Raw genomic sequence first — 23,927 nt, 5'->3', positions numbered from 1 at the left:
TGGCGGCCGCGTTGTGATCACTCTCGCCGGGCATTCCCGCGCCGCTCACTCTCCAGCATTTGCTTCACTTCCGCGAGGTACTGGTCCAGGGCAAGGAATGCCCGCCAGTGCGCCGGACTCTCCTGTACCCAGGCAATCAACCGGGCGCGTGCCTCCCCATTGTCCGGTTCCAGATGGGTGGCCATGAACAGCTCGTAGGCCTTGATCGCTAACGCATCTGCCTCACTCTGGTGGGATCCGTGCAAGTCGCTGCCTCCGTAGTGACGGGTAGGTCATACGTCTATTTTTCGGTGATACGACTTATTGGGTTGGCAGTCAACCTTTTGGATCGTTCATATCTTTGGGTTACTGGTCAACCATATGGGTTGAATTGGAGAACCCCCATTGCCAGTCAAAGAGCCTAGCCCACATCACATTGGCCGCCAGTTAGCGAAGTATCGCCGCGCGCGTGGCCTGACCCAAGACCAGGTTGGCGATCACTTGCACATCACCGGTGAAGCTGTGTCGCGCCTGGAACGTGGCCTGGTTGAGTTGTCCGTGACCAAGCTGCTGCAGTTAGCCGACCTGTATGGCTGTCCCGCTGATGAGCTGCTGCTGGCGATCAGTCCACGGCCCCAGGACCAGAGTGAGCAGATCACGTCGATCATCAAGGTCCTCGGTGAAGCCGATAAGCAATTTACCCTGGAGTTACTGCAAACCCTGGCGTCCCATCTGGCGCAACGCAAGTAACGCTCGCCCGCCGATATGAGCTCGGCACCTTCGGATTTACCCTGGCGTTTCTTGACCACACTCCCACCCTGTCGGTACCCACCGAGAGGGCCCGTGTATGCGCCTGTTCATCTGCGAGAAACCATCCCAAGCCCGCGACATCGCCCGGGTGCTGCAGGCCAGCCGCCGCGGCGATGGCTGCCTGCTGGGCCAGAACATCACCGTCACCTGGTGCGTCGGCCATCTGCTGGAAACTGCGCCGCCTGAAGCCTATGGCGATTACAAGCGCTGGTCGCTGGACGACCTGCCGATCATTCCCAGCCGTTGGCAATTGGTGGTTAAACCGAAAGTCGCCAGTCAGCTCAAGGTGATCAGCCAGCTGCTGCGCACCTGCAGCGAGGTAGTTATAGCCACCGACGCCGACCGCGAGGGCGAGATGATCGCCCGGGAGATTCTCGAGCGCTGTCGGTACCAGGGGCCGATTCTGCGCCTGTGGCTCTCCGCCCTGGATGAGGCTTCGATCCGCCGAGCCTTGGCCAGCTTGCGTCCGGGTGAGCTAACCCTGCCGCTGTACCACTGTGCGCTGGCCCGCTCCCGTGCCGACTGGTTGGTCGGCATCAACCTGAGCCGGCTATTCACGCTGCTCGGCCGCCGCGCCGGCTTCGATGGTCTGCTGCCGGTGGGACGCGTGCAGACGCCAACCCTGCGCCTGGTGGTCGAGCGCGACCGGGCGATCGCGAGCTTTGTGCCGCAGCCATTCTGGACCGTCGAGGCGCACCTGGAGCAGGACAGGATCCGCTTTCACGCGCGTTGGCAGCCCCCGGCCGCAGTCAGCGATGCGGTTGGACGTTGCATCGACGAAACTGCCGCGAAGGATACGCTCAGGCGCCTCACTCAAGCCGGCTCCGCGCAGATCGACAGCGTCGAAGTCGAGCGCGTGCGCGAAGGCCCACCGCTGCCGTTCGACCTGAGCACGCTGCAAGAGATCTGCTCGGCCAAGCTCGGGCTCAGTGCACAGGAGACCCTGACCACCGCCCAGGCCCTGTACGAGACCCACAAGGCGACGACCTACCCGCGGACCGATTGCGGCTACCTGCCGGACAGCATGCTCGATGAAGTGCCGCGTGTCCTCCACGCCCTGGCCACCGCCGCGCCTTCGCTGGGGGCAGTTCTAAAAGAGGTGGACCCCTGCCGCCGCTCCCGCGCCTGGAACAGCAGCAAGATCACCGCGCACCACGGCATCATTCCCACTGCCGTGTCGCTGGATCTGGCGCAGCTCTCCGAGCGCGAGCGGGCAGTCTATGCGTTGATCCGCGCCCGCTACCTCGCGCAGTTCTTGCCTGAGCACGAGTACCTGAAAACCCAGACGCAGCTGCACAGCCAATCCGACCAGTTGCTGGCGCGCGGCAAACAGATTCTGGTTCGCGGCTGGAAGGCGGTGATCAACGAGGCCGACGGCAACGAGCCGGCCGAACAGGCGCAGCGATTGCCGACGTTGCGTGAATCCGCGACGGTGGCGCTGATCGACGCCACGCTCAACGCACAGCGCACGCAGCCGCCTAAGGCCTACACCGAAGGCACCCTGGTCAAAGCAATGAAAACCATCGCCAACCAGGTGGCCGATCCGCGCCTCAAGCAGAAGCTCAAGGACAGTTGCGGGCTTGGCACTGAAGCCACCCGCGCGGCCATCATCGAGGGCCTGATCGACCACGGTTACCTGACCAAAAAGAAACGCAGCCTGGCCGCCTCAGCCGCAGCGCATACCCTGATCGAAGCGGTGCCACCGGAGGTGGCCGACCCGGTCATGACCGCGCTGTGGGAGCAGGCGCTGGACCGCATCGAGTCGGGCCAGCTGAGCGTCGAGACCTTTCTCACCAAGCAGACAGACTGGCTGACCCGATTGGTGCGCAGTAACACCACCCTCACCCTGCGCCCGCCACCCAGCAAGGGTCCATTCTGCCCCGTGTGCCGCAGCGCCATGCGCCAGCGCAAAGGTCGCACCGGCAGCTTCTGGTCGTGCATCCGCAACCCCGAATGCAAGGGCACCAAGCCGGTGGCGAAATCCCGACGGGCGAAAAATGCATGACTTGACGGCACACCACAGCGCTGGTGTAGTGATCTGGCCCCTCGCCGCTTGGCGACCAAGACCGATTCGCTCCGGGCAGCTCGGTCAGACTCCTAGAGTTCGGAGCCACACTTCAGCGCATCTGCGGATGACTTCTCAGCGTTCCAAGTCCCCCAGGCGGATGACCCATGCGGCCTGTACCAGGCCTCAGGGGTCATCCGCTTCGGCGACGATGCTCAGCTCCGGTGCCCGCCGGCGAAACACTGGGTACCTTTTGTGCGCGGATGCGTGCCAGTTGATTCCGACCCAGGCCACGACAAGGGTCGGTTGATCCAGGTGAATCGGCAGTGGAGGTCTGCGACGGACTTCGGTGCCACATCGCCGGGTCAAAGGTGGTCCAACTCCTCCTAGCCTGATGACCGTCGGGCTATTTTTTCGCCGCTGATAATCCACTGAAGACCACCGAGTTCCACTTGCTCGAGCTGCCGGCACTTCACGGTTGACGGGCTCTAGTGCGCGTTTTATAGATGAGCTGCACACCGCTGTCGTTGACAGCACCCAGGTAGCCAGGACCTTCAAGGCTACGCCCGTTTCGGGTGGTTCTCCCCCAAAGTGCGACTCGCGCTCGGCAGCTCGCACGGTCACCGTCCCGTCGGTGATGAGCGCCTTCTCTACCGATCATGTGTTTGCACCTCCCCTTGCGGAACTCACCAGCCGCCAGGGCCGGTGGATGTCCGCGTTTCTGCTGAACAGGAGCTCCATCATGACTACTGCAAGCAATAACGCCCCCACCACCTACTTCAACCTGCACACCCAAGGCATCGGTTACCTCAACCGTGTTCGCGAAGTCCCCGTTCGCCGTGGCCAAGCGTTCATGGCCTGTGACATCGCTGCCTTGCACGGTGCCTCGGACGACGTCGAGTACACCCGCTTCGACTGTAAGGTCGCCAGCGGCGAAGCCGACCGGCTGATCCGTGAGCACCTGGAAGACGTCCGCGCTGAACGCAAGGTCCTCATCGCGTTTCGCATCGGCGATCTCTGGGTCGATCCCTTCATGTACGAGAAAGGCGAACGCAAGGGGCAACCCGGCGCCAGCCTCAAAGGCCGACTGATCTTCATCGAGTGGATCAAGGTCGATGGCCAGTTCAGCTACCGTGCGCCGGCTCGGACCGACGCTTCCGCCGCCCCTGAGGCTGCTGATTCAGCAGGGTCGGAACAGGCGGACAGCGACGGTGAGACCGCTCAAGGCCAGCCAACACCGCCCGCCGCACGTAAATCCACTGCCGCACGTCAGTCTGCCTGAGGCAGGTTGGCCGCCCGCAGCAGGCGCTCTCAAGAGCGCCTGTTGTTCATTCCGGTCGGAGGTCGCTATGGAAAGCTTCTGGCTCTGCGAGGACTGCCTGCAGGCGGTCGCCTACGACGACTTCAGCGCGCTGTCGTTGTACTACAGCGACGCTGAAGTCGAGCAACGCATCACCCACATGCGCGCGCAACTGCAGGCCCTGCTACCCCTGAGCGCCGACTTCGACCCGCACACCGGCGCCGGGATCGAGGCCTTTTCCACGCAACCGTGCGATGGCTGCCAAAGCCCGCTGCACGGCACTCGACATCGCTTCACCCGCCTTTGATCACACACCTAAACCAGCCTGGGGCACTCCCCCAGGGGGCGCTCCATCTGCCACGAGGAATTGCCCATGAACACTGTCTTGAACCTGGTCGAGCCACTCGACGCCGTAATGGCCCAACGCGCCCGTGAGGATGCGCTGATCACCGAGGCCCTGCAGTTGCTGAACCAGCGTCACTTCCAGCGCGGCGAGGTGCTGGTAACCCCCGCCGATGCCGCAGGCTACTTGAAACTGCAGCTCGCTCCCTACCACCACGAGGTGTTTGCCCTACTCTGCCTGGACTCGCGCCACCGTGTGCTGAGCTTCGACATCCTCTTCACCGGCAGCATTGACGGTGCCTCCGTGTATCCCCGCGAGGTGGTCATCAAGGCACTCGAACACAATGCCGCCGCCGTGATTTTCAGCCACAACCACCCCTCCGGCTGCTCGGAACCGAGCGGCGCCGATCGGGTGCTCACCACCCGCCTGACCGAGGCCTTGGCCCTGGTCGAGGTACGCGTCCTGGACCACATCATCGTCGGAGAAGGCACCCCGCTTTCGTTGGCCGAACACGGCTGGATCTGACAGCCCACTTTGCCCATGAGGTCACCGCCCGTTCGGGGTGGCCTCGGCGCTTTCGGAGAACCACCATGCACCCTTCCCTGCCCAATCCGTTTCTTCGCGGTTTCCAAGACTTGCGCTACGAGCGTGTCCTGCAGATCAGCTATGCCGACGATTGCCCGCCGTGCTACCGCGCGCTGCATCCGGCGCAGAACGAGCTGCCCAATGAAGCCATCAATCTGCAGCCGTGCCTGTTCGATGACGACGTCGCGGTGATCACCGACGGTGTGTGCGTACCCGAGTTTGTGCGCATGCGCTGCCCGGCCGACGGTCTGGTGAGCACTGTGCTCTACCAGATCATGAGCAATCAGCTCGGACGCCCCATGCATATCGGCGACCTCGGCAACGTGGAAGCTGCGCAAAACCTGATCGAACAACTGTCCTTTGCCACCGGGCACTACAGCCGCAGCAGGGAAATCAGCAGCGCGCATCTGCCCGCAGAAGAGTTCGAGTACCTGCAAGTACGCGCTTGGTGTAATTCGCCAGCAGGCCTCTTCGAGTGCTTCGAGCTCAACAGTAGCCATGCCGTGGGGTGCAAGCTGTACTCGACACCCTGGATAGCGGCACATGAAGCCAGCAGTATCGGCTGGAGCGCCAGCGAAGTCTGCGCGCGCATGCGCGATGACCATGTCCCGCCAGTGCTAATCCAGCTGTTGATGCTGGCAGGCCAGGCAGACACCCGCCTACTGATCTTCGACCCGGATGCCTCCCCACTGGCGGAACTACCATTATTCACCGAAGACTGACCAAGGCGCCCTCCCGGGCGCTTTTTTTTGGCGGCCGGCGGAAAATCTGGCTCGCCGAATTCGGTTTTCCAGTGGGGACTCGCCTCACGCCTTCGCCATCGTATCGGCAACATTTGTCGAGAACCGGTCATGCACACACCCACACTCCCCACCCTCGGCTTGATGATCGCCCTGGCGGGCTGCAGCACTCCGCCACCAGCGCCAGCGCCCACGGTACCGCCCGCATTGCCGGCGGCATCGCCGAAGCCGAAAACCCAGCTTCCGGCCTGGGTCCGCCAGGACCGCTACACCCTGGTCAATACACGACCCTCACTGGAGCAGCGCCAGCCGCTGTTTCAACTGGTCAACGTGCAGATCGCCCCGGCACTGAACGCCACCATAGGTGAAGCACTGCGTCACGTGCTGCAACGCTCGGGCTACGCGCTGTGTGCCGATAGCGCTGGGGTGGATCGATTGTTCCGCCGCCCACTACCCGCAGTGCAGCACCAGCTCGGACCGATCTCGCTGCTGGACGCCCTGACCATCATCGGCGGCCCGGCCTGGCGACTCGACATCAATCCGGTCGATCGGACCGTTTGCTATGCCCTGCGCGTGCCACCGCCTGCGTCCCCCTTCTCGCCCCTGGAGTTCACGCCATGAAGGTCCTCCATTTTCAGGCCCTGGTGGTCGGCGCCCTGTGCCTGGGCGCCGCCGTGCTCGCCGCCGAAACCTACAACCATCATCAGCAACTGGCCGAACTTCAAGCTGCCGCCCGCAATGCCCCGGCCGATCCAGCGCCTGCCCTGCGCCGCGATATCGATGCGTTGGCCGACAGGCTCACGACGCTGCAGCCGCAGGTCGTGGCGTTGGACGAGGCGCAAGGTCGACACATTGCGGCGCAGGCAGCCCTCGGCCGGCAGCAGGATGGGCTGGCCGCCTCGCTCAAGACCCTCCAGGCAGCACCGCCTGGTCCAAGCAGCGACGATCTGACGGCACTGGAACAACGACTGGCCACGGCAGAGGCCACGCTCGAGAAATTGTCGACCCGTCCTTTTGCGCCAGCGGCCGCCAACACGCAGCCGCAGGCCTCCACCGGTGAAAAAGCCAAGCCCAAGCCTCTGCCCCCACCCTTCACCTTACTGGGTATCGAGACCCGAGGTGACGTCAGGTTCGTGGCAGCCCTGCCCTCCGGCGCGCGCTCGCTGACAACCGTACACCTGCTGCAGCCCGGCGACAGCTTGAACAACTGGCAATTGCGTACGATTCGTGCGGACCAGGTGGTGTTCCACGTCCCTGGGCATGGCGACCACACACTGCCCCTGCCGTAACGAGGTGCGTATGGCTCAGCTCTCCATCCTCTCGCTTATCCTGCTCCCCAGCTGCCTGTTCTCAGGACTGGCGTGGAGCGTACCGAAGTTGGTCGACTCGGCCCCGCAGTTCAGCGAACAGACGCCGCTGGATCGGCAGGCATCCGATGCGGCTCGGGCCAAGGCCTGGGGGCTGACGGATGATGAATGGGCCAAGTTCGAGCGCCTGCAGGCTGGGCCCCGCCACTACTGGTCGCCGCAGCTCGACCCGCTCACCACTCTCGGCGTGGAAGCCGACTCGGACCAAGAACGGCAGCGTTACGCCGAACTGCAGGTCCGTCTCGAAGCCAAACGCGCCGAGCGTGAGCTGGCCTACCAAAAGGCCTACACCGCCGCCTGGGCGCGCCTGTTCCCGGGCATGCTGTCCGTGCAGGGCATGGCCGACGATCCAGCACCAACCAGCAACAGCCGCTTTGCCCTGTTTGTCGAGGAACGCTGTCCGGCCTGCGTCACCAATACCCGGCAATGGCTGCGTGCCGGTGCGTACCTTGACGTGTACCTGGTAGGCAGCCGGGGTGACGATGCACGTCTGCGCCAGTGGGAGCGTGACGCCGGCATTACCCCCGTCCAGGTCAGCAGCGGCCAGGTCACCCTCAACCATGATCGCGGCCGCTGGTTCGCCCTGGGCGCCATCCGCCCCTTACCGGCGCGCTTCCAACAGGTGGATGGGAAATGGCAGCGCATCGACTGACCCTGGCGCTGGCCTGGACCGGCATCACAGCCGTTCACGCGGGCGCGCTGCCGCCGCCTGCATATCAACTGGCCGCCGCGCGCGCCGGCATCCCCTCCTCCGTGCTGTTCGCCATCGCCCTGCAGGAGAGCGGTACGCCACTGCGGGGTCACCTCATGCCCTGGCCCTGGACCCTGAATGTCGCCGGCACGCCGCAGCGCTTCGCCCGTCGTGAGGAGGCCTGTGCCGCACTCAAACTGGCGCTGGTCCGCCACGATACCAAGCGCATCGATGTCGGGCTGGGCCAGACCAACCTCGGCTACCACCCGGATCGCTACCACAGCGCCTGCGATGCCCTCGATCCACGCGCCAACCTGGCCGTGACTGCCGAGCTGCTGCGCGCCCATTACGCCGACAGCGGTGACTGGGTCGTGGCTGCGGGCCGCTATCATCGGCCTGCCGGCGGTAAGCCTGCAGCGCAGTACCGCCGACAGTTCAGTCAGCACTGGCAGCGTGTCCAGGCGGTCGTGGCTTCTCCGAAAGGGCCGCAGCCATGAACCGTCCGCACTGGGTAACGCTGTGTACTTGCCTGTGGTGGACGGTTGGCGCGCTCGCGGCCCCCAGCCAACTGCCCAATCCCCGTACGCTGACATGGGCCCTGCCCGTACACAGCACACGCCTATCACCCGGTGCCGTTCCGCCAAGGGCGTTGAACCTGCCTGGGTTCACGCCGCTGTTCCTGGTCGGGCAAGACGCCGCGTCCCTGGAATGGTTGGCCCAGCATGCACAGACGCTGCAGGACCTGGGCGCCAGCGGCCTGGCTGTTGAAGTTGCCGACACTCAGGCTTTGCGCCGCATCCAGGCGGCAGCCCCGGGGCTAGGCATCTGGCCGGTGAGTGGTGACGACATCGCCGAACGCCTGGAACTGCAGCACTACCCGGTGCTGATCACACCCACCGACCTGGAACAGTGAGGGTGCACCATGGGCGAACATGCGATGGAGTCCCTGTTACGCCCTGCGGTGGAGCTGTACACCGTGGGCATCTGTGCCGGCGCCGGAGCGTTGTGCCTGCACTCGCCCTGGGCGGTGGCCCTGTCGCCCGAGGTGGGAGCAGGCATGGCCCTGGCCTACACTCTCTTCGGCCTGAAGCGACTCAACGAAGCGCGAATCGTCCTGCGCTATTGGCGCAATATCCGCCGCCTGCCGCGCTACTCGCTGACCAGCCGACAGATTCCAGTGAGCGGCAAGCGCCTGTTCATGGGCCGTGGTTTTCGCTGGACCCGCTTGCACACCCAGCGTCTGCTTGAGGCTCAGGACCCGGCGCTGGCCCGCTACGTCAACCAATCGGCCGCCCACCAGTGGGCGCGACGGATGGAACGTCTGCTGGAGAAGGCTCCACCTGGGCTGTCGCTGCTGCCCCGCCTGACCGCATGGGACAATCCACTCAACCCGGTGCGTCCGCTGCCGCCGGTTGGCGGTTCACCGCTACTGCACGGCGTCGAGCCGAAGGAACAGGAAGCCAGCTTGCCGCTGGGCGAACGCGTCGGGCATACCCTGGTACTGGGCACCACGCGGGTTGGCAAGACGCGTCTGGCCGAGGTGTACATCACCCAGGACATCCACCGGCCGAGCCAGGAGGTGGTGATCGTCTTCGACCCCAAGGGCGATGCCGACCTGCTCAAGCGCATGTACGTGGAAGCACGCCGCGCCGGCCGCGCGCATGAGTTTTACGTTTTCCACCTGGGCTGGCCGGAGATCTCCGCCCGCTACAACGCCATCGGCCGCTTCGGCCGCATTTCCGAAGTCGCCACCCGCATCGCTGGCCAACTCAGCGGCGAAGGCAACTCGGCAGCGTTTCGCGAGTTCGCCTGGCGCTTCGTCAACATCATCGCCCGGGCCCTGATCGAGCTTGGCCGGCGCCCCGACTACCTACAGATCCAGCGGCACGTGGTGAACATCGATGCGCTGTTCATCGAGTACGCCCAGCGTTTCTTCGCCCGCCATGACCCGCAGGCCTGGGAAGCGATCGTGCAGATCGAAGGCCGCCTCACCGAGAAGAACATACCGCGACACATGATTGGCCGGGAAAAGCGCGTGTTTGCCATCGAGCAGTACCTGACTGCTAAGCGTATCTTCGATCCGGTGATGGATGGCCTGCGCTCGGCCGTGCGCTATGACCGCACCTACTTCGACAAGATCGTGGCTTCACTGCTACCTCTGCTGGAAAAACTCACCAGCGGCAAGACCGCGCAATTACTCGCCCCAAATTACGCCGACCTCGATGATTCACGGCCAATCTTCGATTGGCTGCAGGTCATTCGCAAGCGTGGCATCGTCTACGTCGGCCTGGATGCGTTGTCCGACGCCGAAGTCGCCGCTGCCGTCGGTAACTCGATGTTTGCCGATCTGGTCTCTGTCGCCGGCCACATCTACAAGCACGGTATTGATCACGGTCTGCCAGGTTCCTCCAGCGCAGCGAACAAGGTGCCCATCAACCTGCACGCCGATGAATTCAACGAATTGATGGGCGACGAGTTCATTCCGCTGGTCAACAAGGGCGGCGGTGCCGGTATCCAGGTCACTGCCTACACCCAGACCTTGAGCGATATCGAGGCGCGTATCGGCAGCCGCGCTAAGGCCGGCCAGGTCATCGGCAATTTCAACACTCTGCAGATGCTGCGTGTGCGGGAAACCGCGACCGCAGAACTGCTGACCAACCAGCTACCCAAGGTCAACGTGCAAACACGCACCCTGGTCTCCGGCGCGACGGACACCGCCGACCCTGATGCTCGCACCGACTTCACCTCTTCCTCGCAGGATCGGGTCACCACCACCGCCGTGCCGCTGATCGAACCCGCGCACATCATCGCCCTGCCCAAGGGCCAGATGTTCTCGCTCCAGGAAGGCGGTCAGTTGTGGAAGGTGCGTATGCCGCTACCCAAACCAGCCAGCGACGATGCAATGCCTGCAGATCTGCAGACCCTGGCCGCGCGCATGCGCGATTCCTACAACGCCAATGCGGGGAGTTGGTGGAGCAGCGCGGGAGGTGCACCGACGGTCGACTTCGATCCGGAAATACCTCCACCAGGGCACAGACACGCCTCGTGAGCGCGCCGTGAACAACCGAGTACTGTGGAGCCCATATGCCTACCACCCCAGCTAGACCACCTCCTGTGCAGCGAAGCCCGGGGCTCATTTTCGCTATGCTCGAGCTTTGTCTACGACTGCTCGGCTTGCTGTTCGCTTCGTTGATCTTCTCCATCGTGCTGGAGTTTGTAGGCATGCTCTGGTTCTGGCCCGAGCAGGGCTGGCATCACAGCCATGCCATGTGGCTGAGTGAGCTCGGCTGGCTCAGTAATCACTTCAAGAGTTCACTGCTCGTGCAAGAACCGGCGCAGGCTACCTCGAAGGTACTCGAGCACTTGAATGACTGGGTCGTAGTGCGCTCTGGGTGGGCGCAATCCGATACCCAGCTGAAACTGCTCAGTCGAGAAGCATCAGTACAGGGACAGTTCGCGCAGGCCTACGTTGTGATGCAGGACTACCTGCTGGCAGCACTGTTCACGGTCTTCACTTTTGTAGTGCGCCTAGCGGTCCTCACCCTCGCTACGCCCCTGTTCCTACTTGTCATGATCACCGGTGCCGTCGACGGTTTGATGCGCCGTGACCTGCGCAAGTTCGGGGCGGATCGCGAAAGCAGCTTTGTCTACCATCGAGCGAAGCGGACGTTGCTGCCGCTGATGGTGAGCCCTTGGGTGATCTACCTCTCCCTGCCCTGCTCGGTGAATCCCATATTGATACTACTTCCATGCGCTGTATTGCTTGGATGGATGGTGGCAATCACGGCTGCAACGTTTAAAAAATATCTTTGACTGTCCGCTATCGGCTGAAGCGGACATTCGATGCGGACAAGGATGGAGACGACTTCTCGCTCTCGATTTCAGGACGCAACAACACAGCATGCATTCCCGCTAGCAAATTAACGGATCGTTTACTCGGGAATTCCGGTTAACGTATGCACTACACGCATTGCACAAGGCGGTCGAGCCCCTTCCGGGTCGAGCTGTTCGCATTTCTTCAGCAGCGGATAGGCATCGGCAAACTTCATAGCCGCCACCTCTTCGGCGTGCTGCTGCGAAACAAAGCAGTGCTCGAACCGGAAGGCGGCATACACCTCGGGCAGCAGTGCTGGATAATCGTAAACCTCGTCGACGATACTCTTTAGCATCTGGGACATCTGCCCGTTGGCAGCGGGGGAAATCCTGGTGAGCAGATCATCCTTGGCGACGCCCGCTTGCCTGGCCGCAATAGCTTGCTTCGACGCACCTATGGATGCCTGAATTCCCTGCGGAAACGGACAATCAGACGCCGCCAATGCCGAGGCCGACGCCATGCAATTCAGTAAAGTGAAAACAGCGGCCATCCTTGTCATGGAATTTCCTCGTTTGTAGCAAGCATTGTCGAAATAAGCTGCGGATTCTAACCGATGCCAGTTGATGATGCGCTCCATTGACCTAGTCCGCTCCTTGTGAAAACTGTCATTCATGACCGGCTGCTTTCGACCCACAGCGCTCAGCAGCAGCAGGCTTGGCACAGGTGTCGCTCACGACCTGGTGCAGCAGTTGCCCCTGACACCTCTGTACGTACTTCGGTTGCAGTCAAGCATGACTGGTGCGACACCAACCGCTCGGCGGCTCGGAGGGTTACTCAAACAACTCCGCGTGCGAGTCAGGTTTATAGCCATCAATAACAAGGACCTGCGAGATTTCACAGTCCGGATAGATCCACTTGCCCCAGTTGGCCAAAACCCAATCCCTACTGAGGCCCAGGCATCCTCCATTGCTCTCCCCAGGCAGCAAAACCAGCGGTAGGCCGGCTTTGTACCCAGTGGTAACCATCAGCCCAAAGCGACGATCCTCGTCCAGTGTTTCGAAAACCATGAAATCCACAACCTCTTCATACGGGTATGAGCCCCTGGCTCTGAATATGGTTCCGCGACTGAAAACCTCATTTGAGCATTCAAGAAGCGTTGTCATGAAATTCACTGTTCCTTATGTTCAGGTAGCCCAAGGCGTTGCGCAGTGTATGACAACTCGTGGCTCAAATTCCTGCTGGGCGGCCCAAGATATTGTTTGTCGAACGGCAGCTCTGGGTCGCTAGCTGCCGTTCGTGGAGGGCAGTTCACGGCCAAGAGCGGCCATTGCTGGACCCATTCTGATTCATCAGGCTAGTTACCCCAGCGCCAAAATACCTTCTGCCTGCGGGGGGGGCATGCGCTTATCCGCAGCGAATTGGTGTCGATGGAAAGTTATCGAAACGGCGTGTCTCTGGTCGAGGCGCCTGCTATCGGCTGCAAATACGGGAGAACCGTGGCGACTGCGCCGGGAGGGCAGCTGGTTTCCGTTTATAAGAATGTATCGACGCCGGAGGGCTTTTTTTCGATTGAAGCCGGCAAGCCACTGCACTTGGTGATGCGCGGCGCGGCCAATGCCAATCTTTGACCAGCAAGATTAGTGGGAAACAGCAAGACATAAAAATGCGCTAAAATGGTTCGCTTCGCTCACTGGACGGGTTAAAGTCCGCCCCTTAACCGAACGGTAAATGAAAAATTAAAGTCGGCAACATGGCCAAAAATAAATGAAATTTAAAGATGGTTATAGAATAAAAGTTAAGCCCCACTTTTGGTGGCCGAATGGCGGAGTTGGAGTGGTTTCGTTACCACCAGAATTTGTAAAAGAAGCCTTGGGTGGCGAGGTGGGGTTCACTAGTGTCCAGCGAACTATTGCCGGTAAAGAAAGAGTTATCACCAGTGTTTGGGTTAATTTTGATGAGCCGGCAATGGATTATAGTGATGGCGGCCCTTACATCGGCGGAGAGGTATCCATAGAGTATTTGGAGCCTATATAGTGGAGCAATAGCTGGAGGTCGCATTGCATCCGTGCGGCATCCAATGGCCGCAGATATCATTGATCTCGTGCAATAGTATTTATGGCGGTCAAGATACGGATAATTAGAACGAAGCATTACCGTAAAGGCTTGGACGTTCGCGTCGGAAATTAATAGAACTCTCCTGGAGGGCCGTTTTTGCCCTCCCCGAAGGGCCGCTCTGGGTCGGATAGCAGCCATCTAATGAACAACCAAGAGAATCAGTCTTCAGAGCTGATCAGTCTCACTGATCTTGTTTTGTCCCAGGCCTTTCTCGTGCTCTTGCGGATGCCGTCTAGTCTCTTTAATTGCGATGCAGCTATGTGCCATCATGGTCAACCATCGAACTATATGGTGCCAGCCTTCATCGGCCTTGCCGTGGCACGGACACTAAGCAAAGGAAAGCCCAACACATGATTGAAAACGATACCTTCAGTCGGGTCGGTACCAACCACCAGATTTCGGCCAACATCTACAACCTCATACTCGGTGCCGTGCTGCTTTGGGGTTTTGCGGTGAACTGGTATCTGGTCACCACGGTTCCGGCCGAGGTCATTCTAGCCATTCCCCCGATACTGTTTTACGTTGGCTACTTCGTCCTGGCGATGTCCGGCGTCGCCATCATCTTCCGCTCGCAGGAGCCGGAGTACAGCTTCCTCGGCTACAACCTGATCGTGGTGCCGATCGGCCTGCTGCTTGTAGTGGTTCTGCCCAGGTACTCGCATGACCACATCGTTCAGGCTATGCAGACCACTATCCTCCTTACTGCGGGGATGATGATACTGGGGACCGTGTTCCCCGCATTCTTTAAACGGATCGAGTCGTCACTGTTTATCGCCCTGGTGGTGTCGATCGTCGTCGAGCTGGGCCAGGCATTATTGTTCGGCATTCATCTGGCGGTAATGGACTACATCGTCGCTGCGGTCTTCTGCGGCTACATCGGCGTGGACTGGGGACGCGCCAACCAGATCGAGCGCACCGTTGACAACGCGATCGACAGTGCCGCTGCGCTGTACCTGGACATCATCAATCTGTTCCTACGCATCCTGCGGATCATGTCCAAGAAATAACGAACACCAAGCATTAGACTGACGGAAATCTCCGCCGCCTCAGGCAGGCTAAATCAACCCATGCATCACCGATAGGGCCAAGGCTGTGGGCAACAATGCCGCCACTTCCGCTACCGGAATGGCAATTACTCTTCGGTATCTCCCAGCACCAGGTTGCCTGGCAGCAAGCACAAGCCGGAGCATTATTCGCGATTGCTATCAGTGCTGACCGTCAGCTCTTGGCCGGAAGGTGACATTGGTGGTCGTCGCTGATCTGGTTGATCCGTAGCGAAGCCCGAATGGCCGTTGACCTATACTGCTCTGATCAAATAGCCGGAGCAGCAGCGTGAAGAAGACCCTGGCGGGAGTTATCGAGGCGGGTGAGCCGCTGATTCAGCAGGCCATCGATGCGCTACGCCGCTACCATGCGGCCCAGGATGCCGGTCAACCAGCAAAGGAAGTCGAACGCCTGCGGCTGGAGGCCGAGTCCTTGTACCAGACGGTCACTGAGTACCAGCTCCGAGCGCTTGGTGGACCGGCGCGCTCACTCCATTGAATAGTCCGACACCTGCGGCGTGGTTCATGGAGCCTCACGAGGCGAACTTGACCCAGCGGCTGCTCAACGAATTGTCGCCATCACTGATGCTGGTGACCAAGGATTAATTGCCCTGCGGGCGTGCCAAGCCTACGTCCGAGACATTCGGCGGTGAGCTGGAGAAAGGCAAGCCCAGACGGCTGCTTTCGACCCAAAACGGTCGTTCGCGGAATTGCGACCAAAAGTAGATATCGTGGTACAAACAGTGCGGAGCAGAGATGGACAGCCATCCCACTGCTTGAGGGGTGTTATCAACGACAAGGAGTCCATTTATGAAGATGAACACGTTAGTTCCAGAGATGATTGTCTCTGACTTAAAACGAAGCTTAGATTTTTACTGCCTGATTCTGGGCTTCCAAATTGAATACGAAAGGCCTGAAGACAGATTCACTTTCCTGTCCTTTCAAGGGAGCCAATTGATGCTGGAGCAGGATGACTTGGAAGAGTCTCCATGGCGTGTTGGCCCTCTATTATCACCCTATGGCCGAGGGATGAATCTTTCGATTCAGTGCTCTGATACCAAAGCTTTGGCTAGGGCCATCGAAGACGCTGGTATTGAATTGCGCAGACCCATTGAAGAGTGCTGGTACCGAGATAAAGAGCGCCTGCACGGAGAGCTTAATTTTTTGGTGCTTGATCCAGATGGCTATCTGTTGCGGTTCACTCAGAGCTTAGGTTTCAGAGCAGTCGAGCATCAAGCGATCTGATTGAGCCTGTCAGTGAGAATGACCAACATGACCGCCTGACTCTTTGAGCTGGTAATCGTTAACCGCCTGGAACTGCGCCTCGGCGATCAGGCGCAGATGCTCAATTTCCTCGGCAGCCTTGCCCATAGCCTGCGCCTCGTGGAACCGCTTCATTGCATCTACCGCATCCGTGTACATGGGATGATCGGGATTGAGGAACTGTGGCGATTTTCTCATCATCTGCTTTTCGATCAAAGACTGGTAGTCGTTACAGTGTAGCTGCCGGTGCTGACGGTGGCAGACCGCTTGGAGCCGGAGCTACGGATGGTGCACGGTGCTCTAGCTGCATCCTTCTGTTCTAAAGCGAAAGCTCGCAGATCCCTTTAACCCATGCCAAATGCTCTCTAACTACTCAGGGTAAATGCCAGTTACCACGGCTGGATTTCGCCATGAAGACCACCTCTCTCTCCCTGCTACTTGTCTGTCTGGTATCGCTCGGTGCTGCCGCTCAAGACGTACGCGAGCGCTCGGATCTTAGCCTGGTGCAGCGGCAGATCATTGCCATCGAACAGTTGGCCAAAAGCGCCAGCAGCGGCTCAGTCGATGCCGCTGATGCCCGCTATCGCTTCGATTATCCGAGTTTTGCTGCGGACCTCGAGCGTGTGCGTCAAGGCATCCAAAGCTACCTGTCGCCCTCCCGCGCACAGCCAGCTGACTTGGTCGAGCTGACCGGTGATTACCGTGATGAAGTCCCCCACTGGATCCCCTCCGATGAGCATGACTGACGCCCAACTCAGCGCGTTCTCTGCCGTGGCCGGGTTTACCCCGCAGCTCAGTTCGGTGCTATGGCGCTCATCGGTGCTGGTGTTGGCGTTGCTTTGGTGCGCCTGGGCGATGTGGACCGGTTACCGCGGGTGGGCGGCCGGCAACCTCAATTTTGGCGCGCTGGGCGGTAGCACGTTACGCCTGGCTCTCGCCCTGATTGTGCTGATGTTTTTCATGCTGTCGTAACCAGGAGACCTTGCCATGAACCTCTCCCGTCGTTGCCGCTGCTTGCTCCTGCTGCGGAATATTTGTTCGAAAGCCCTGATCGGCGGCTTGATGCTGCTGAGTTCGACGTTTGTCTGGGCCGACCTGCCGACCATGGAAGCACCCTCTCGCGGCGAAGGCTCGGGGTTGATCGATACCATCAAGAACTACGCCTACGACGGCGGCATCCTGCTCGGCCTGTTGATCGCCACCCTTGCCTTCCTGGGTGTGGCCTGGCATTCGCTCACGTACGCCGACGTGCAGAACCAGCGCAAGACCTGGAAGGATCTCGGCGCTGTAGTCGGCGTCGGCGCGCTGCTGGTAGTAGTGATCCTTTGGTTCCTCACCAAAGCCGCGACGATCTTGTGAGGTCACCATGTCCGACACCCCTACCACCCTGCCTGACGGCACGTTGGCCTTTTTGCCGGAGCGCCTCAACCGCGACCCGGCGGTCCTGCGTGGTCTTACCAACGATGAGATGTGGGTCGCCCTGATTGTCGGTGCCGCGCTGGGTGTGGTCTTCGGCGCGCCGCTGGCGGTAGCCACCGCCTCCATTGCTATCCTCCCCACTTGCATGTTCCTGTGCATGGCATTGGTGTTGCTCGGCGGCGGCAAGCTGTTGCGCCGGGCCAAGCGTGCCCGCCCCGAAACTTGGTTGTACCGGCGTATGCAGTGGCACCTGGCAGTGCACTGGGGCATCGGCACTCACCAGTTGATCTTGCACTCCGGCCCCTGGACCGTGCGCCGTACGCGCCGGCATGCGAGGGGCACGCCATGAGCCACTTCCGCAATAAGGTGGATGCGCAGCAGGCGCATATATTCAGTCTGCGCCTGGCCGTGGCGATCCTGGCGCTGCTGTGCAGCGGGCTCTGGTATGGCTGGCAGTCCGCGCCGTCTGAGCTGACCATTCATGTGCCTCCCGACCTGCGCTCTGGCAGTACGCGCAAGTGGTGGGATGTGCCGCCGGAAAATATCTACGCTTTCGCGCTGTACATCTTTGGCCAACTCAACCGCTGGCCCACTGACGGCGAGGTCGACTACCAGCGCGCCATCTTTGCCCTACAGCCCTACCTGACGCCCGCGTGCAAGAGCTTCTTCGACGGTGACTTCGAGTACCGCAAAGCCGCGGGTGAACTGCGCGGCCGGGTTCGTGGGGTCTACGAGGTGCTGGGCAGTGGCTATAGCGATGACCCGGACCTGCGGGTAAAGCAGCTGGATACACACAGCTGGCTGGTGAAGCTCGACCTCAATGCCGACGAGTACTACGCGGCCGAGCCGGTGAAACGCGTGGTGGTGCGCTACCCACTACGGGTGGTGCGCTTCGACGTCGACCCCGAGCACAACAAGTGGGGCCTGGCCTTGGATTGCTACGAAGGCACACCGCAGAAGCTGACGCTGCCGGGAGGTGCGTGATGATGCGTGTCTTGATATTGATCCTGATGGCGGCCGCCGGCTGGTGCTCAGCCGCTGGCGCCGTTGAGGTCAAATACTGGGACCGCTTGCCGCTGGCCGTGCCGCTCACGGTGGGCCAGGAGCGGATCCTAATGCTGGACGAAGACGTACGCGTCGGGCTGCCCAGTACGATTGCCGGCAAACTACGCGTACAGTCGGTCGGCGGCACGGTGTACCTGCGTGCCGCAGAAACCCTGCCTGCTACCCGCCTGCAACTGCAGTCGGTAAAGTCGGGCGACATCATCCTGATCGATATCGAAGCGCTCGAGGGCAGCGAGGCGCTGGAGCCGGTCAAGATCGTGGCCCAGGCTCCGGCACCGGACGTGGAAGCTGCGAAGGAGGCGGTACCTGCAGCAACGCCGGTAGCGGTGGTGCTCACCCGCTATGCGGCGCAGAACCTCTATGCGCCCCTGCGTACCGTAGCGCGATTGCCCGGTGTGCGTCGGGTACCGCTGAGCGACTCCCCCGCGCTCAACACCTTGCTGCCCACCGAGCGGGTTTCGATCAAGGCGCTTGCCGCCTGGCGGCTGGGTGACTACTGGGTGACGGCAGTGAAGATCGTGAACCGCGGTCCCGACAAGGTGGTGCTGGACCCACGCCATCTGCAAGCCACGCTGTACGCGGCAACGTTCCAGCACGCGGACCTCGGCCTTGCCGGCACGCCTGAAGACACCACCGTAGCCTACCTGGTTACCCGTGGCGGCGACCTGAAGCACGCGCTGCTGCCCCCGCCAAAACCGGAGGCTGTCGATCATGAAAGCTAACAGCCTGCTGAAGTGGCTGGTGCCCGGGGTCCTGTTGGGCATCGTGCTGATCATCATCAAATCCTGGGTGGCCGCGCCAAACAGCGAGCCCGCTCACGATCCTGACAAGGCCACGCTCAGCACGGAACAGGCCAAGGCCCTGGGCATCGCCGGCGACACCCCGCGCGATACCGTGGCCACGCTGATCGGCCAGGTCAAAGCGATGCGCAGCGAGATGCAGACGCTGAAGAAAGGCAATGATGTGCTGCAGACCGAGAATAACCGGCTGCACACGCGCGAAGGCAACATCGACACGCGCATCCAGAGCACGCTGAGCAGTGTCACCCAGCAGGTCGCCGAGCAGCGCCAGCAGGCCAACGATGCCCGGCATAAGGCTGAGCAGCAGCACCGCGAGACCCAGGGCCTGCTCTCCAGGCTCAAGGACCAGATCACCGGCAAGCCGGCCGCGAAGTCAGATGTGCCCGTAGGCTTCGGACTCGAGCCAGGCGACGAGCAGGAGTTTTCAGGGGCTCAAGCACCGGCAGATGTGGTGCAGTGGGTCGAACCGTCGAATACACGCGCCGACCAGGAAGACACCGGCAAGGCTGATAGTCCACTGTCGTCGTTGACGTCGAAGTTCAAGGACCTGCACGGCCTGGACAACAACGCCCTCGACCGTGGCCAGGACCGTTTGCGTGCCGTCGCCAAAGGCGCGCGTGACCTGGAGAACGCCCAGGATCGCACCGAGGGCGCCCGGCCCACCTACACCATCCCCGAAAATTCCACCCTGATGGGCTCGATCGCCATGACTGCGTTGATTGGCCGGGTGCCGGTGGACGGCACGGTGAACGACCCTTATCCGTTCAAGGTGCTGGTGGGGCCGGACAACCTCACCGCTAACGGCATCGACCTGCCGGACGTGGTCGGCGCAGTCATGAGCGGCACCGCTGCCGGCGACTGGACGCTGTCCTGCGTGCGCGGCCAGGTCGAGTCGATCACCTTTGTCTTCAGCGACGGTACCGTGCGCACCGTGCCACAGCCGCAGAAGGTCGTCAGCCGCAATCGCAGCAGTACCCAGACCGCGGACACCGAGAAGATCCGTGGCGGCCTGGGCTATATCTCCGACCCCTACGGCATTCCCTGTATTTCCGGCGAGCGTCGCTCCAACGCCCAGCAGTACTTGGGCAGCCAGAGCCTGATCACCGCGGCCGGCGCCGGCTTCGCTGCAGCCTTGGGCAGCGAGCAGACCAACACTTCGTTCATCCACTCGGCCAGCGGCAGCCTGGGTCTGACCCAGAACAGCGGCAACAGCGCGCTGAGCTCAGTCATCAGCGGCGGCATCGGCGACATCCGTGAGTGGATCAACAAGCTTTACGGTGAAGCCTTTGCCGCCATCTACGTGCCACCCGGGGCCAAAGTGGCCCTGCACCTGGATCACGAGATCAGCATCGACTACGAACCCAAAGGCCGGAGAGTGAACCATGAAAGCGCATCCGTCTCGGTACTGGATCTGGATTAGCCTGCTGCTCGGCCTGCACCTGGCCGGCTGCTCCACCAGCAAGGAAGAAATGTTGCCCCACGGTGATCACACCATGCTGGATATCTGGAACGGCGGTGGCTCGGTCGGTACTCAGCAACAGCTGCTGGAGGCACGTGGAGAACTGCGTCGCCCGGTGCTGGACCCCGAGCGCCTGATCAATGACCAGAGCGCCTACACGCGCACGGCTGCCAACGAGATCCGTGCCCAGTTCCCGCGCCTGCCCAACCCGGACCTGGTCATGTACGTGTACCCGCACCTGGCCGGCACCCAACAGACGCCGGTGCCTGGCTACTCAACCGTGTTCCCGTTGTACGAGAAGGTCCAGTACGCGCTCCCCGGCGAGCGCCTGGACGGTCTGTGATGGCCGATGACGCGAGTCGCGACCCGCCATCCTGGAAGCCTTGGCGCGCAGCGCAACGTCGGCGCGCCACGCTGGCCGACGAGGCCGCCCAGTATGCGCACAACCCCAGCTTCGCCGACCACCTGCCCTGGGTCGAATACCTCGAGGATGAGCAGTGCTTTCTGCTCGATGACAACCACTCCGTGGGAGCCGTGTTCGAGCTGCAGCCGATCGGTACCGAGGGCCGTGAGCCCGAGTGGCTGATGGCTGCGCGCGACGCCCTGGAAGACGCGCTGCAGGACAGCTTCGACGAGCTCGACCAGGCGCCCTGGGTGGTGCAGTTCTTCTGCCAGGACGACATAGACTTTGCCCCGTACCTCGAACGCTTGGAGCGCTATATCGCGCCGCGCGCTCGAGGCACTGCGTTCACCGAGGCTTTCCTCGCGTCGATGCAGCGTCACCTCGACGCCGTCGGCAAATCGGGTGGGCTGTTCGACGACCATGTGGTGTCTCACCTGCCGTGGCGCGGCAGCAATCGGCGGATTCGCCTGGTGGTCTACCGCTGGCTCGGAGACCAGGCCGACGATGATGGGCAGGACCCGGCCCAACTGTTGAACCGCACCTGCGATCGCCTGGTGGCCTCGCTTCAGGTCTGCGGGGTCAGCCCTCGACGGTTGACCGGGCGTGACTTCTACGCCTGGTTGCTGCCCTGGTTCAACCCAGCCCCTGCCCTCACCGACGAATCGCCTGCCGCGTTCTATCGACGTGTGCCCTACCCGGAAGTGGATGACGGCGAGGAGCTGCCGCTGCCGTTCGACCACGATTTCGCCGAGCGGCTGTTCTTTAATGAACCACGTTCCGATAGCGAGCAAGGTCTGTGGTACTTCGATCAGCAGCCCCACGCTGTGATGGTGGTCGACAAGCTGCGCAGGCCACCACATATCGGCCAGCTGACCGGCGAGACGCGCAAGGGCGAAGCATTAAACGCCCTGTTCGACCAGTTGCCCGAGCAGGCGGTCATGAGCCTGACCTTGGTGATCACGCCCCAGGATGTGCTCGAGGAGCAGCTCAATCGCCTGGCGCGCAAAGCCATCGGCGAGAACCTCGCCTCGACCCAGACCCGCCAGGACGTGGAAGAGGCCCGCGCGCTGATTGGGCGCCAACACAAACTGTACCGCGGCACGTTGGCGCTGTACTTGCGCGGCGCCGATGAACAGCAGTTGCGCCAGCGCTCGGTCCAAGCTGCCAACGTCCTGCTCGGCGCCGGCCTGCAGCCGGTGCGCGAGGGCGATGAAGTGGCCGCCTGCAACAGCTACCTGCGTTGGTTACCGATGGTCTACAACCCAGCGCGGGACACACGCAATTGGTACACCCGGCTGCTGTTTGCCCAGCACGTCGCCAACCTGTTGCCCCTCTGGGGGCGCAGCATTGGTACCGGCAACCCAGGCATCACTTTCTTCAACCGCGGTGGTGCGCCGCTGTCGTTCGATCCGCTGTCACGCTTCGACCGCTCGATGAATGGCCACCTGCTGTTGTTTGGCCCGACCGGTGCCGGCAAGTCGGCCACCCTGGTCTCGATCCTGATGCAGGTCATGGCCGTGTACCGGCCGCGGCTGTTCATCGTCGAAGCGGGCAACTCCTTTGGCCTGCAGGGCGACTATTTCGCCACCCTCGGGCTGTCCGTCAACAAGGTTCAGCTCAAACCAGGCAGCGATGTGAGCCTGGCGCCGTTCGCCCATGCCCGGCGTCTGATCGAGCATCCGGACCAGGTCGCTAGCTTGTCGACCGAAGACTTGGATGAAGCCGCGCCGGACAGTGATGAACAGCGTGACGTGCTGGGCGAGCTGGAGATCGCCGCGCGGCTGATGATCACCGGTGGCGAAGCCAAGGAAGAGGCGCGCCTGACCCGAGCAGACCGCAGCCTGATCCGCGAGTGCATCCTTGATGCCGCCCGTCTCTGCGCGACGACTGAGCAGCAGGTGCTGACCCGCCATGTACGAGATGCCCTGCGTAAGATCGCCAGCGACACCCACCTGCCCGACAAGCGCCGCGAGCGCGCACAGGAAATGGCCGAGTCCATCGACCTGTTCTGTCAGGGTTTCGAAGGTGCCTTGTTCGACCGGCACGGCACGCCCTGGCCGGAGAGCGACGTGACGATCGTCGACCTCGCCACCTATGCCCGTGAGGGTTACGAGGCGCAGATGTCGATCAGCTATATCAGCCTGATGAACACGGTGAACAACATCGCCGAGCGCGATCAGTACCTGGGGCGACCGATCATCATGGTCACCGACGAAGGCCACATCATCACCAAGAATCCGCTGCTGGCACCCTTCGTGGTCAAGGGCACGAAGATGTGGCGCAAGCTCGGCGCTTGGTTCTGGCTGGCAACGCAGAACATGGCCGACTTGCCCGATGCGGCGCAGACCATGCTCAACATGATCGAGTGGTGGATCTGCCTGAATATGCCGCCAGCGGAAATCGAGGAAATTGCCCGCTTCAAGAAACTCACGCCGGCGCAGAAGGCACTGCTGCTCTCCGCGAGCAAAGCCTCGGGCAAGTACACCGAGGGCGTGGTCCTGTCGAAGAATCTGGAGACTTTATTCCGCGCGGTGCCACCGAGCCTGTACCTCGCGTTGGCCATGACCGAGCCCGAAGAAAAAGCCCAGCGCTGGCGATTGATGGAAAAGCACCAGCAGTCCGAGCTGGAGGCTGCCCTGCAGGTCGCGGCGGAGATTGATCGCCTGCGCGGCATCTCGTGAACAACACCGTCAGGGCAATTCGAGCCCTTCTGTTCAGAAAAAAAC

Annotated in this window: 31 protein-coding genes and 1 pseudogene; 28 read left to right on the top strand and 4 right to left on the bottom strand. The window is 61.7% G+C overall.

Translation table 11 applies throughout. The features are described 5' to 3' along the window. Window positions 1-17: 17 nt before the first annotated feature. Window positions 18-185: a hypothetical protein gene (locus tag ABM562_RS09580; RefSeq protein WP_460421644.1), complete on the bottom strand. Its 168-nt coding sequence runs from the start codon at window positions 183-185 to the stop codon at window positions 18-20. A gap of 199 nt (window positions 186-384) precedes the next feature. Here ABM562_RS09580 and ABM562_RS09575 point away from each other — a divergent pair, with 199 nt between their 5' ends. The 13 genes from ABM562_RS09575 to ABM562_RS09515 all read left to right on the top strand — a co-directional run bounded on the left by ABM562_RS09575 (window position 385) and on the right by ABM562_RS09515 (window position 11,633). After that, entirely contained in the window at window positions 385-729 is a 345-nt protein-coding gene (locus ABM562_RS09575) for a helix-turn-helix domain-containing protein (protein ID WP_105642033.1), read from the top strand. 97 nt (window positions 730-826) lie between these two features. Beyond that, the gene (locus ABM562_RS09570) at window positions 827-2,794 is read left to right on the top strand and encodes a DNA topoisomerase III (protein WP_460421642.1); all 1,968 of its coding nucleotides are present in this window, start codon (window positions 827-829) and stop codon (window positions 2,792-2,794) included. A gap of 742 nt (window positions 2,795-3,536) precedes the next feature. Further along, window positions 3,537-4,076: an STY4534 family ICE replication protein gene (locus ABM562_RS09565; RefSeq protein WP_460421640.1), complete on the top strand. Its 540-nt coding sequence runs from the start codon at window positions 3,537-3,539 to the stop codon at window positions 4,074-4,076. A gap of 67 nt (window positions 4,077-4,143) precedes the next feature. After that, complete coding sequence (locus ABM562_RS09560; RefSeq protein ID WP_460421638.1) at window positions 4,144-4,401, top strand: hypothetical protein; 258 nt, start codon at window positions 4,144-4,146, stop codon at window positions 4,399-4,401. A gap of 66 nt (window positions 4,402-4,467) precedes the next feature. Next, on the top strand, window positions 4,468-4,962 hold the full coding sequence (locus tag ABM562_RS09555) for a JAB domain-containing protein (RefSeq protein ID WP_460421636.1): 495 nt from the start codon (window positions 4,468-4,470) through the stop codon (window positions 4,960-4,962). A gap of 65 nt (window positions 4,963-5,027) precedes the next feature. Further along, window positions 5,028-5,744, top strand: a complete 717-nt coding sequence (locus ABM562_RS09550; RefSeq protein ID WP_460421634.1) for a DUF5983 family protein — start codon at window positions 5,028-5,030, stop codon at window positions 5,742-5,744. Window positions 5,745-5,873: 129 nt separating this feature from the next. After that, window positions 5,874-6,383 carry a PFGI-1 class ICE element type IV pilus protein PilL2 gene (gene pilL2 / locus ABM562_RS09545; RefSeq protein ID WP_460421632.1) on the top strand — a complete coding sequence of 170 codons (510 nt, stop codon included), beginning with the start codon at window positions 5,874-5,876 and terminating at the stop codon, window positions 6,381-6,383. Then, window positions 6,380-7,051, top strand: a complete 672-nt coding sequence (locus ABM562_RS09540) for a hypothetical protein (RefSeq protein WP_460421631.1) — start codon at window positions 6,380-6,382, stop codon at window positions 7,049-7,051. The genes pilL2 and ABM562_RS09540 overlap by 4 nt, the downstream gene beginning before the upstream one ends. A gap of 10 nt (window positions 7,052-7,061) precedes the next feature. After that, window positions 7,062-7,781, top strand: a complete 720-nt coding sequence (locus ABM562_RS09535; protein ID WP_460421629.1) for a TIGR03759 family integrating conjugative element protein — start codon at window positions 7,062-7,064, stop codon at window positions 7,779-7,781. After that, entirely contained in the window at window positions 7,763-8,317 is a 555-nt protein-coding gene (locus ABM562_RS09530) for a lysozyme family protein (protein ID WP_460421627.1), read from the top strand. The genes ABM562_RS09535 and ABM562_RS09530 overlap by 19 nt, the downstream gene beginning before the upstream one ends. Continuing rightward, window positions 8,314-8,733, top strand: a complete 420-nt coding sequence (locus ABM562_RS09525) for an integrating conjugative element protein (RefSeq protein WP_460421625.1) — start codon at window positions 8,314-8,316, stop codon at window positions 8,731-8,733. Before ABM562_RS09530 ends, ABM562_RS09525 begins: the two co-directional genes overlap by 4 nt. 9 nt (window positions 8,734-8,742) lie before the next feature. Next, a complete protein-coding gene (gene traD, locus ABM562_RS09520; RefSeq protein ID WP_460421624.1) occupies window positions 8,743-10,869 on the top strand; it encodes a type IV conjugative transfer system coupling protein TraD in 2,127 nt (708 codons plus the stop codon). Between the two features lie 35 nt (window positions 10,870-10,904). Continuing rightward, entirely contained in the window at window positions 10,905-11,633 is a 729-nt protein-coding gene (locus ABM562_RS09515) for a TIGR03747 family integrating conjugative element membrane protein (protein ID WP_460421622.1), read from the top strand. A 119-nt stretch (window positions 11,634-11,752) separates the two neighbouring features. Here ABM562_RS09515 and ABM562_RS09510 read toward each other — a convergent pair whose 3' ends face one another. Next, window positions 11,753-12,271 carry a hypothetical protein gene (locus ABM562_RS09510; protein WP_460421620.1) on the bottom strand — a complete coding sequence of 173 codons (519 nt, stop codon included), beginning with the start codon at window positions 12,269-12,271 and terminating at the stop codon, window positions 11,753-11,755. A gap of 193 nt (window positions 12,272-12,464) precedes the next feature. After that, on the bottom strand, window positions 12,465-12,797 hold the full coding sequence (gene imm45 / locus ABM562_RS09505) for an Imm45 family immunity protein (RefSeq protein ID WP_254285004.1): 333 nt from the start codon (window positions 12,795-12,797) through the stop codon (window positions 12,465-12,467). A gap of 264 nt (window positions 12,798-13,061) precedes the next feature. Here imm45 and ABM562_RS09500 point away from each other — a divergent pair, with 264 nt between their 5' ends. The 6 genes and pseudogenes from ABM562_RS09500 to ABM562_RS09475 all read left to right on the top strand — a co-directional run bounded on the left by ABM562_RS09500 (window position 13,062) and on the right by ABM562_RS09475 (window position 16,037). Continuing rightward, window positions 13,062-13,262: a hypothetical protein gene (locus ABM562_RS09500; protein ID WP_460421618.1), complete on the top strand. Its 201-nt coding sequence runs from the start codon at window positions 13,062-13,064 to the stop codon at window positions 13,260-13,262. Window positions 13,263-13,398: 136 nt separating this feature from the next. Next, complete coding sequence (locus tag ABM562_RS09495) at window positions 13,399-13,668, top strand: hypothetical protein (RefSeq protein WP_460421616.1); 270 nt, start codon at window positions 13,399-13,401, stop codon at window positions 13,666-13,668. A gap of 431 nt (window positions 13,669-14,099) precedes the next feature. Beyond that, window positions 14,100-14,756, top strand: coding sequence for a Bax inhibitor-1 family protein (locus ABM562_RS09490; protein WP_460421615.1), 657 nt, complete (start codon window positions 14,100-14,102; stop codon window positions 14,754-14,756). Between the two features lie 325 nt (window positions 14,757-15,081). Next, complete coding sequence (locus ABM562_RS09485; RefSeq protein WP_460421613.1) at window positions 15,082-15,291, top strand: hypothetical protein; 210 nt, start codon at window positions 15,082-15,084, stop codon at window positions 15,289-15,291. A gap of 4 nt (window positions 15,292-15,295) precedes the next feature. Then, window positions 15,296-15,445: pseudogene (locus ABM562_RS09480) on the top strand (lysis protein); the annotation flags it as partial. A 157-nt stretch (window positions 15,446-15,602) separates the two neighbouring features. Further along, window positions 15,603-16,037: a bleomycin resistance protein gene (locus tag ABM562_RS09475; RefSeq protein WP_460421611.1), complete on the top strand. Its 435-nt coding sequence runs from the start codon at window positions 15,603-15,605 to the stop codon at window positions 16,035-16,037. 9 nt (window positions 16,038-16,046) lie between these two features. Here ABM562_RS09475 and ABM562_RS09470 read toward each other — a convergent pair whose 3' ends face one another. Continuing rightward, the gene (locus tag ABM562_RS09470; protein ID WP_460421774.1) at window positions 16,047-16,256 is read right to left on the bottom strand and encodes a hypothetical protein; all 210 of its coding nucleotides are present in this window, start codon (window positions 16,254-16,256) and stop codon (window positions 16,047-16,049) included. Between the two features lie 209 nt (window positions 16,257-16,465). Between ABM562_RS09470 and ABM562_RS09465 the strand changes: the two genes are divergently transcribed. Genes ABM562_RS09465 through ABM562_RS09425 form a run of 9 tightly spaced genes read left to right on the top strand, consistent with a single transcriptional unit; the run spans window position 16,466 to window position 23,882 of the window. After that, complete coding sequence (locus ABM562_RS09465; protein WP_460421609.1) at window positions 16,466-16,801, top strand: integrative conjugative element protein, RAQPRD family; 336 nt, start codon at window positions 16,466-16,468, stop codon at window positions 16,799-16,801. Further along, window positions 16,788-17,027 (top strand): TIGR03758 family integrating conjugative element protein, encoded by a 240-nt coding sequence (locus tag ABM562_RS09460; RefSeq protein ID WP_460421607.1) that lies wholly within the window; start codon window positions 16,788-16,790, stop codon window positions 17,025-17,027. Before ABM562_RS09465 ends, ABM562_RS09460 begins: the two co-directional genes overlap by 14 nt. A 15-nt stretch (window positions 17,028-17,042) precedes the next feature. Continuing rightward, on the top strand, window positions 17,043-17,414 hold the full coding sequence (locus tag ABM562_RS09455) for a TIGR03745 family integrating conjugative element membrane protein (protein WP_460421606.1): 372 nt from the start codon (window positions 17,043-17,045) through the stop codon (window positions 17,412-17,414). Window positions 17,415-17,421: 7 nt separating this feature from the next. After that, window positions 17,422-17,823 carry a TIGR03750 family conjugal transfer protein gene (locus ABM562_RS09450; protein ID WP_460421604.1) on the top strand — a complete coding sequence of 134 codons (402 nt, stop codon included), beginning with the start codon at window positions 17,422-17,424 and terminating at the stop codon, window positions 17,821-17,823. Next, on the top strand, window positions 17,820-18,458 hold the full coding sequence (locus ABM562_RS09445) for a PFL_4703 family integrating conjugative element protein (RefSeq protein ID WP_460421603.1): 639 nt from the start codon (window positions 17,820-17,822) through the stop codon (window positions 18,456-18,458). Before ABM562_RS09450 ends, ABM562_RS09445 begins: the two co-directional genes overlap by 4 nt. Beyond that, entirely contained in the window at window positions 18,458-19,261 is an 804-nt protein-coding gene (locus ABM562_RS09440) for a TIGR03749 family integrating conjugative element protein (RefSeq protein ID WP_460421601.1), read from the top strand. The genes ABM562_RS09445 and ABM562_RS09440 overlap by 1 nt, the downstream gene beginning before the upstream one ends. After that, window positions 19,251-20,759: a TIGR03752 family integrating conjugative element protein gene (locus tag ABM562_RS09435; RefSeq protein ID WP_460421599.1), complete on the top strand. Its 1,509-nt coding sequence runs from the start codon at window positions 19,251-19,253 to the stop codon at window positions 20,757-20,759. Before ABM562_RS09440 ends, ABM562_RS09435 begins: the two co-directional genes overlap by 11 nt. Beyond that, window positions 20,722-21,141: a TIGR03751 family conjugal transfer lipoprotein gene (locus ABM562_RS09430; protein WP_254468765.1), complete on the top strand. Its 420-nt coding sequence runs from the start codon at window positions 20,722-20,724 to the stop codon at window positions 21,139-21,141. Before ABM562_RS09435 ends, ABM562_RS09430 begins: the two co-directional genes overlap by 38 nt. Beyond that, entirely contained in the window at window positions 21,141-23,882 is a 2,742-nt protein-coding gene (locus ABM562_RS09425) for a conjugative transfer ATPase (protein ID WP_460421597.1), read from the top strand. The genes ABM562_RS09430 and ABM562_RS09425 overlap by 1 nt, the downstream gene beginning before the upstream one ends. Window positions 23,883-23,927: the final 45 nt, after the last annotated feature.

It is taken from the genome of Pseudomonas sp. ZL2 (genome assembly GCF_054788455.1).
This window is presented reverse-complemented; position numbering and strand designations above follow the sequence as displayed.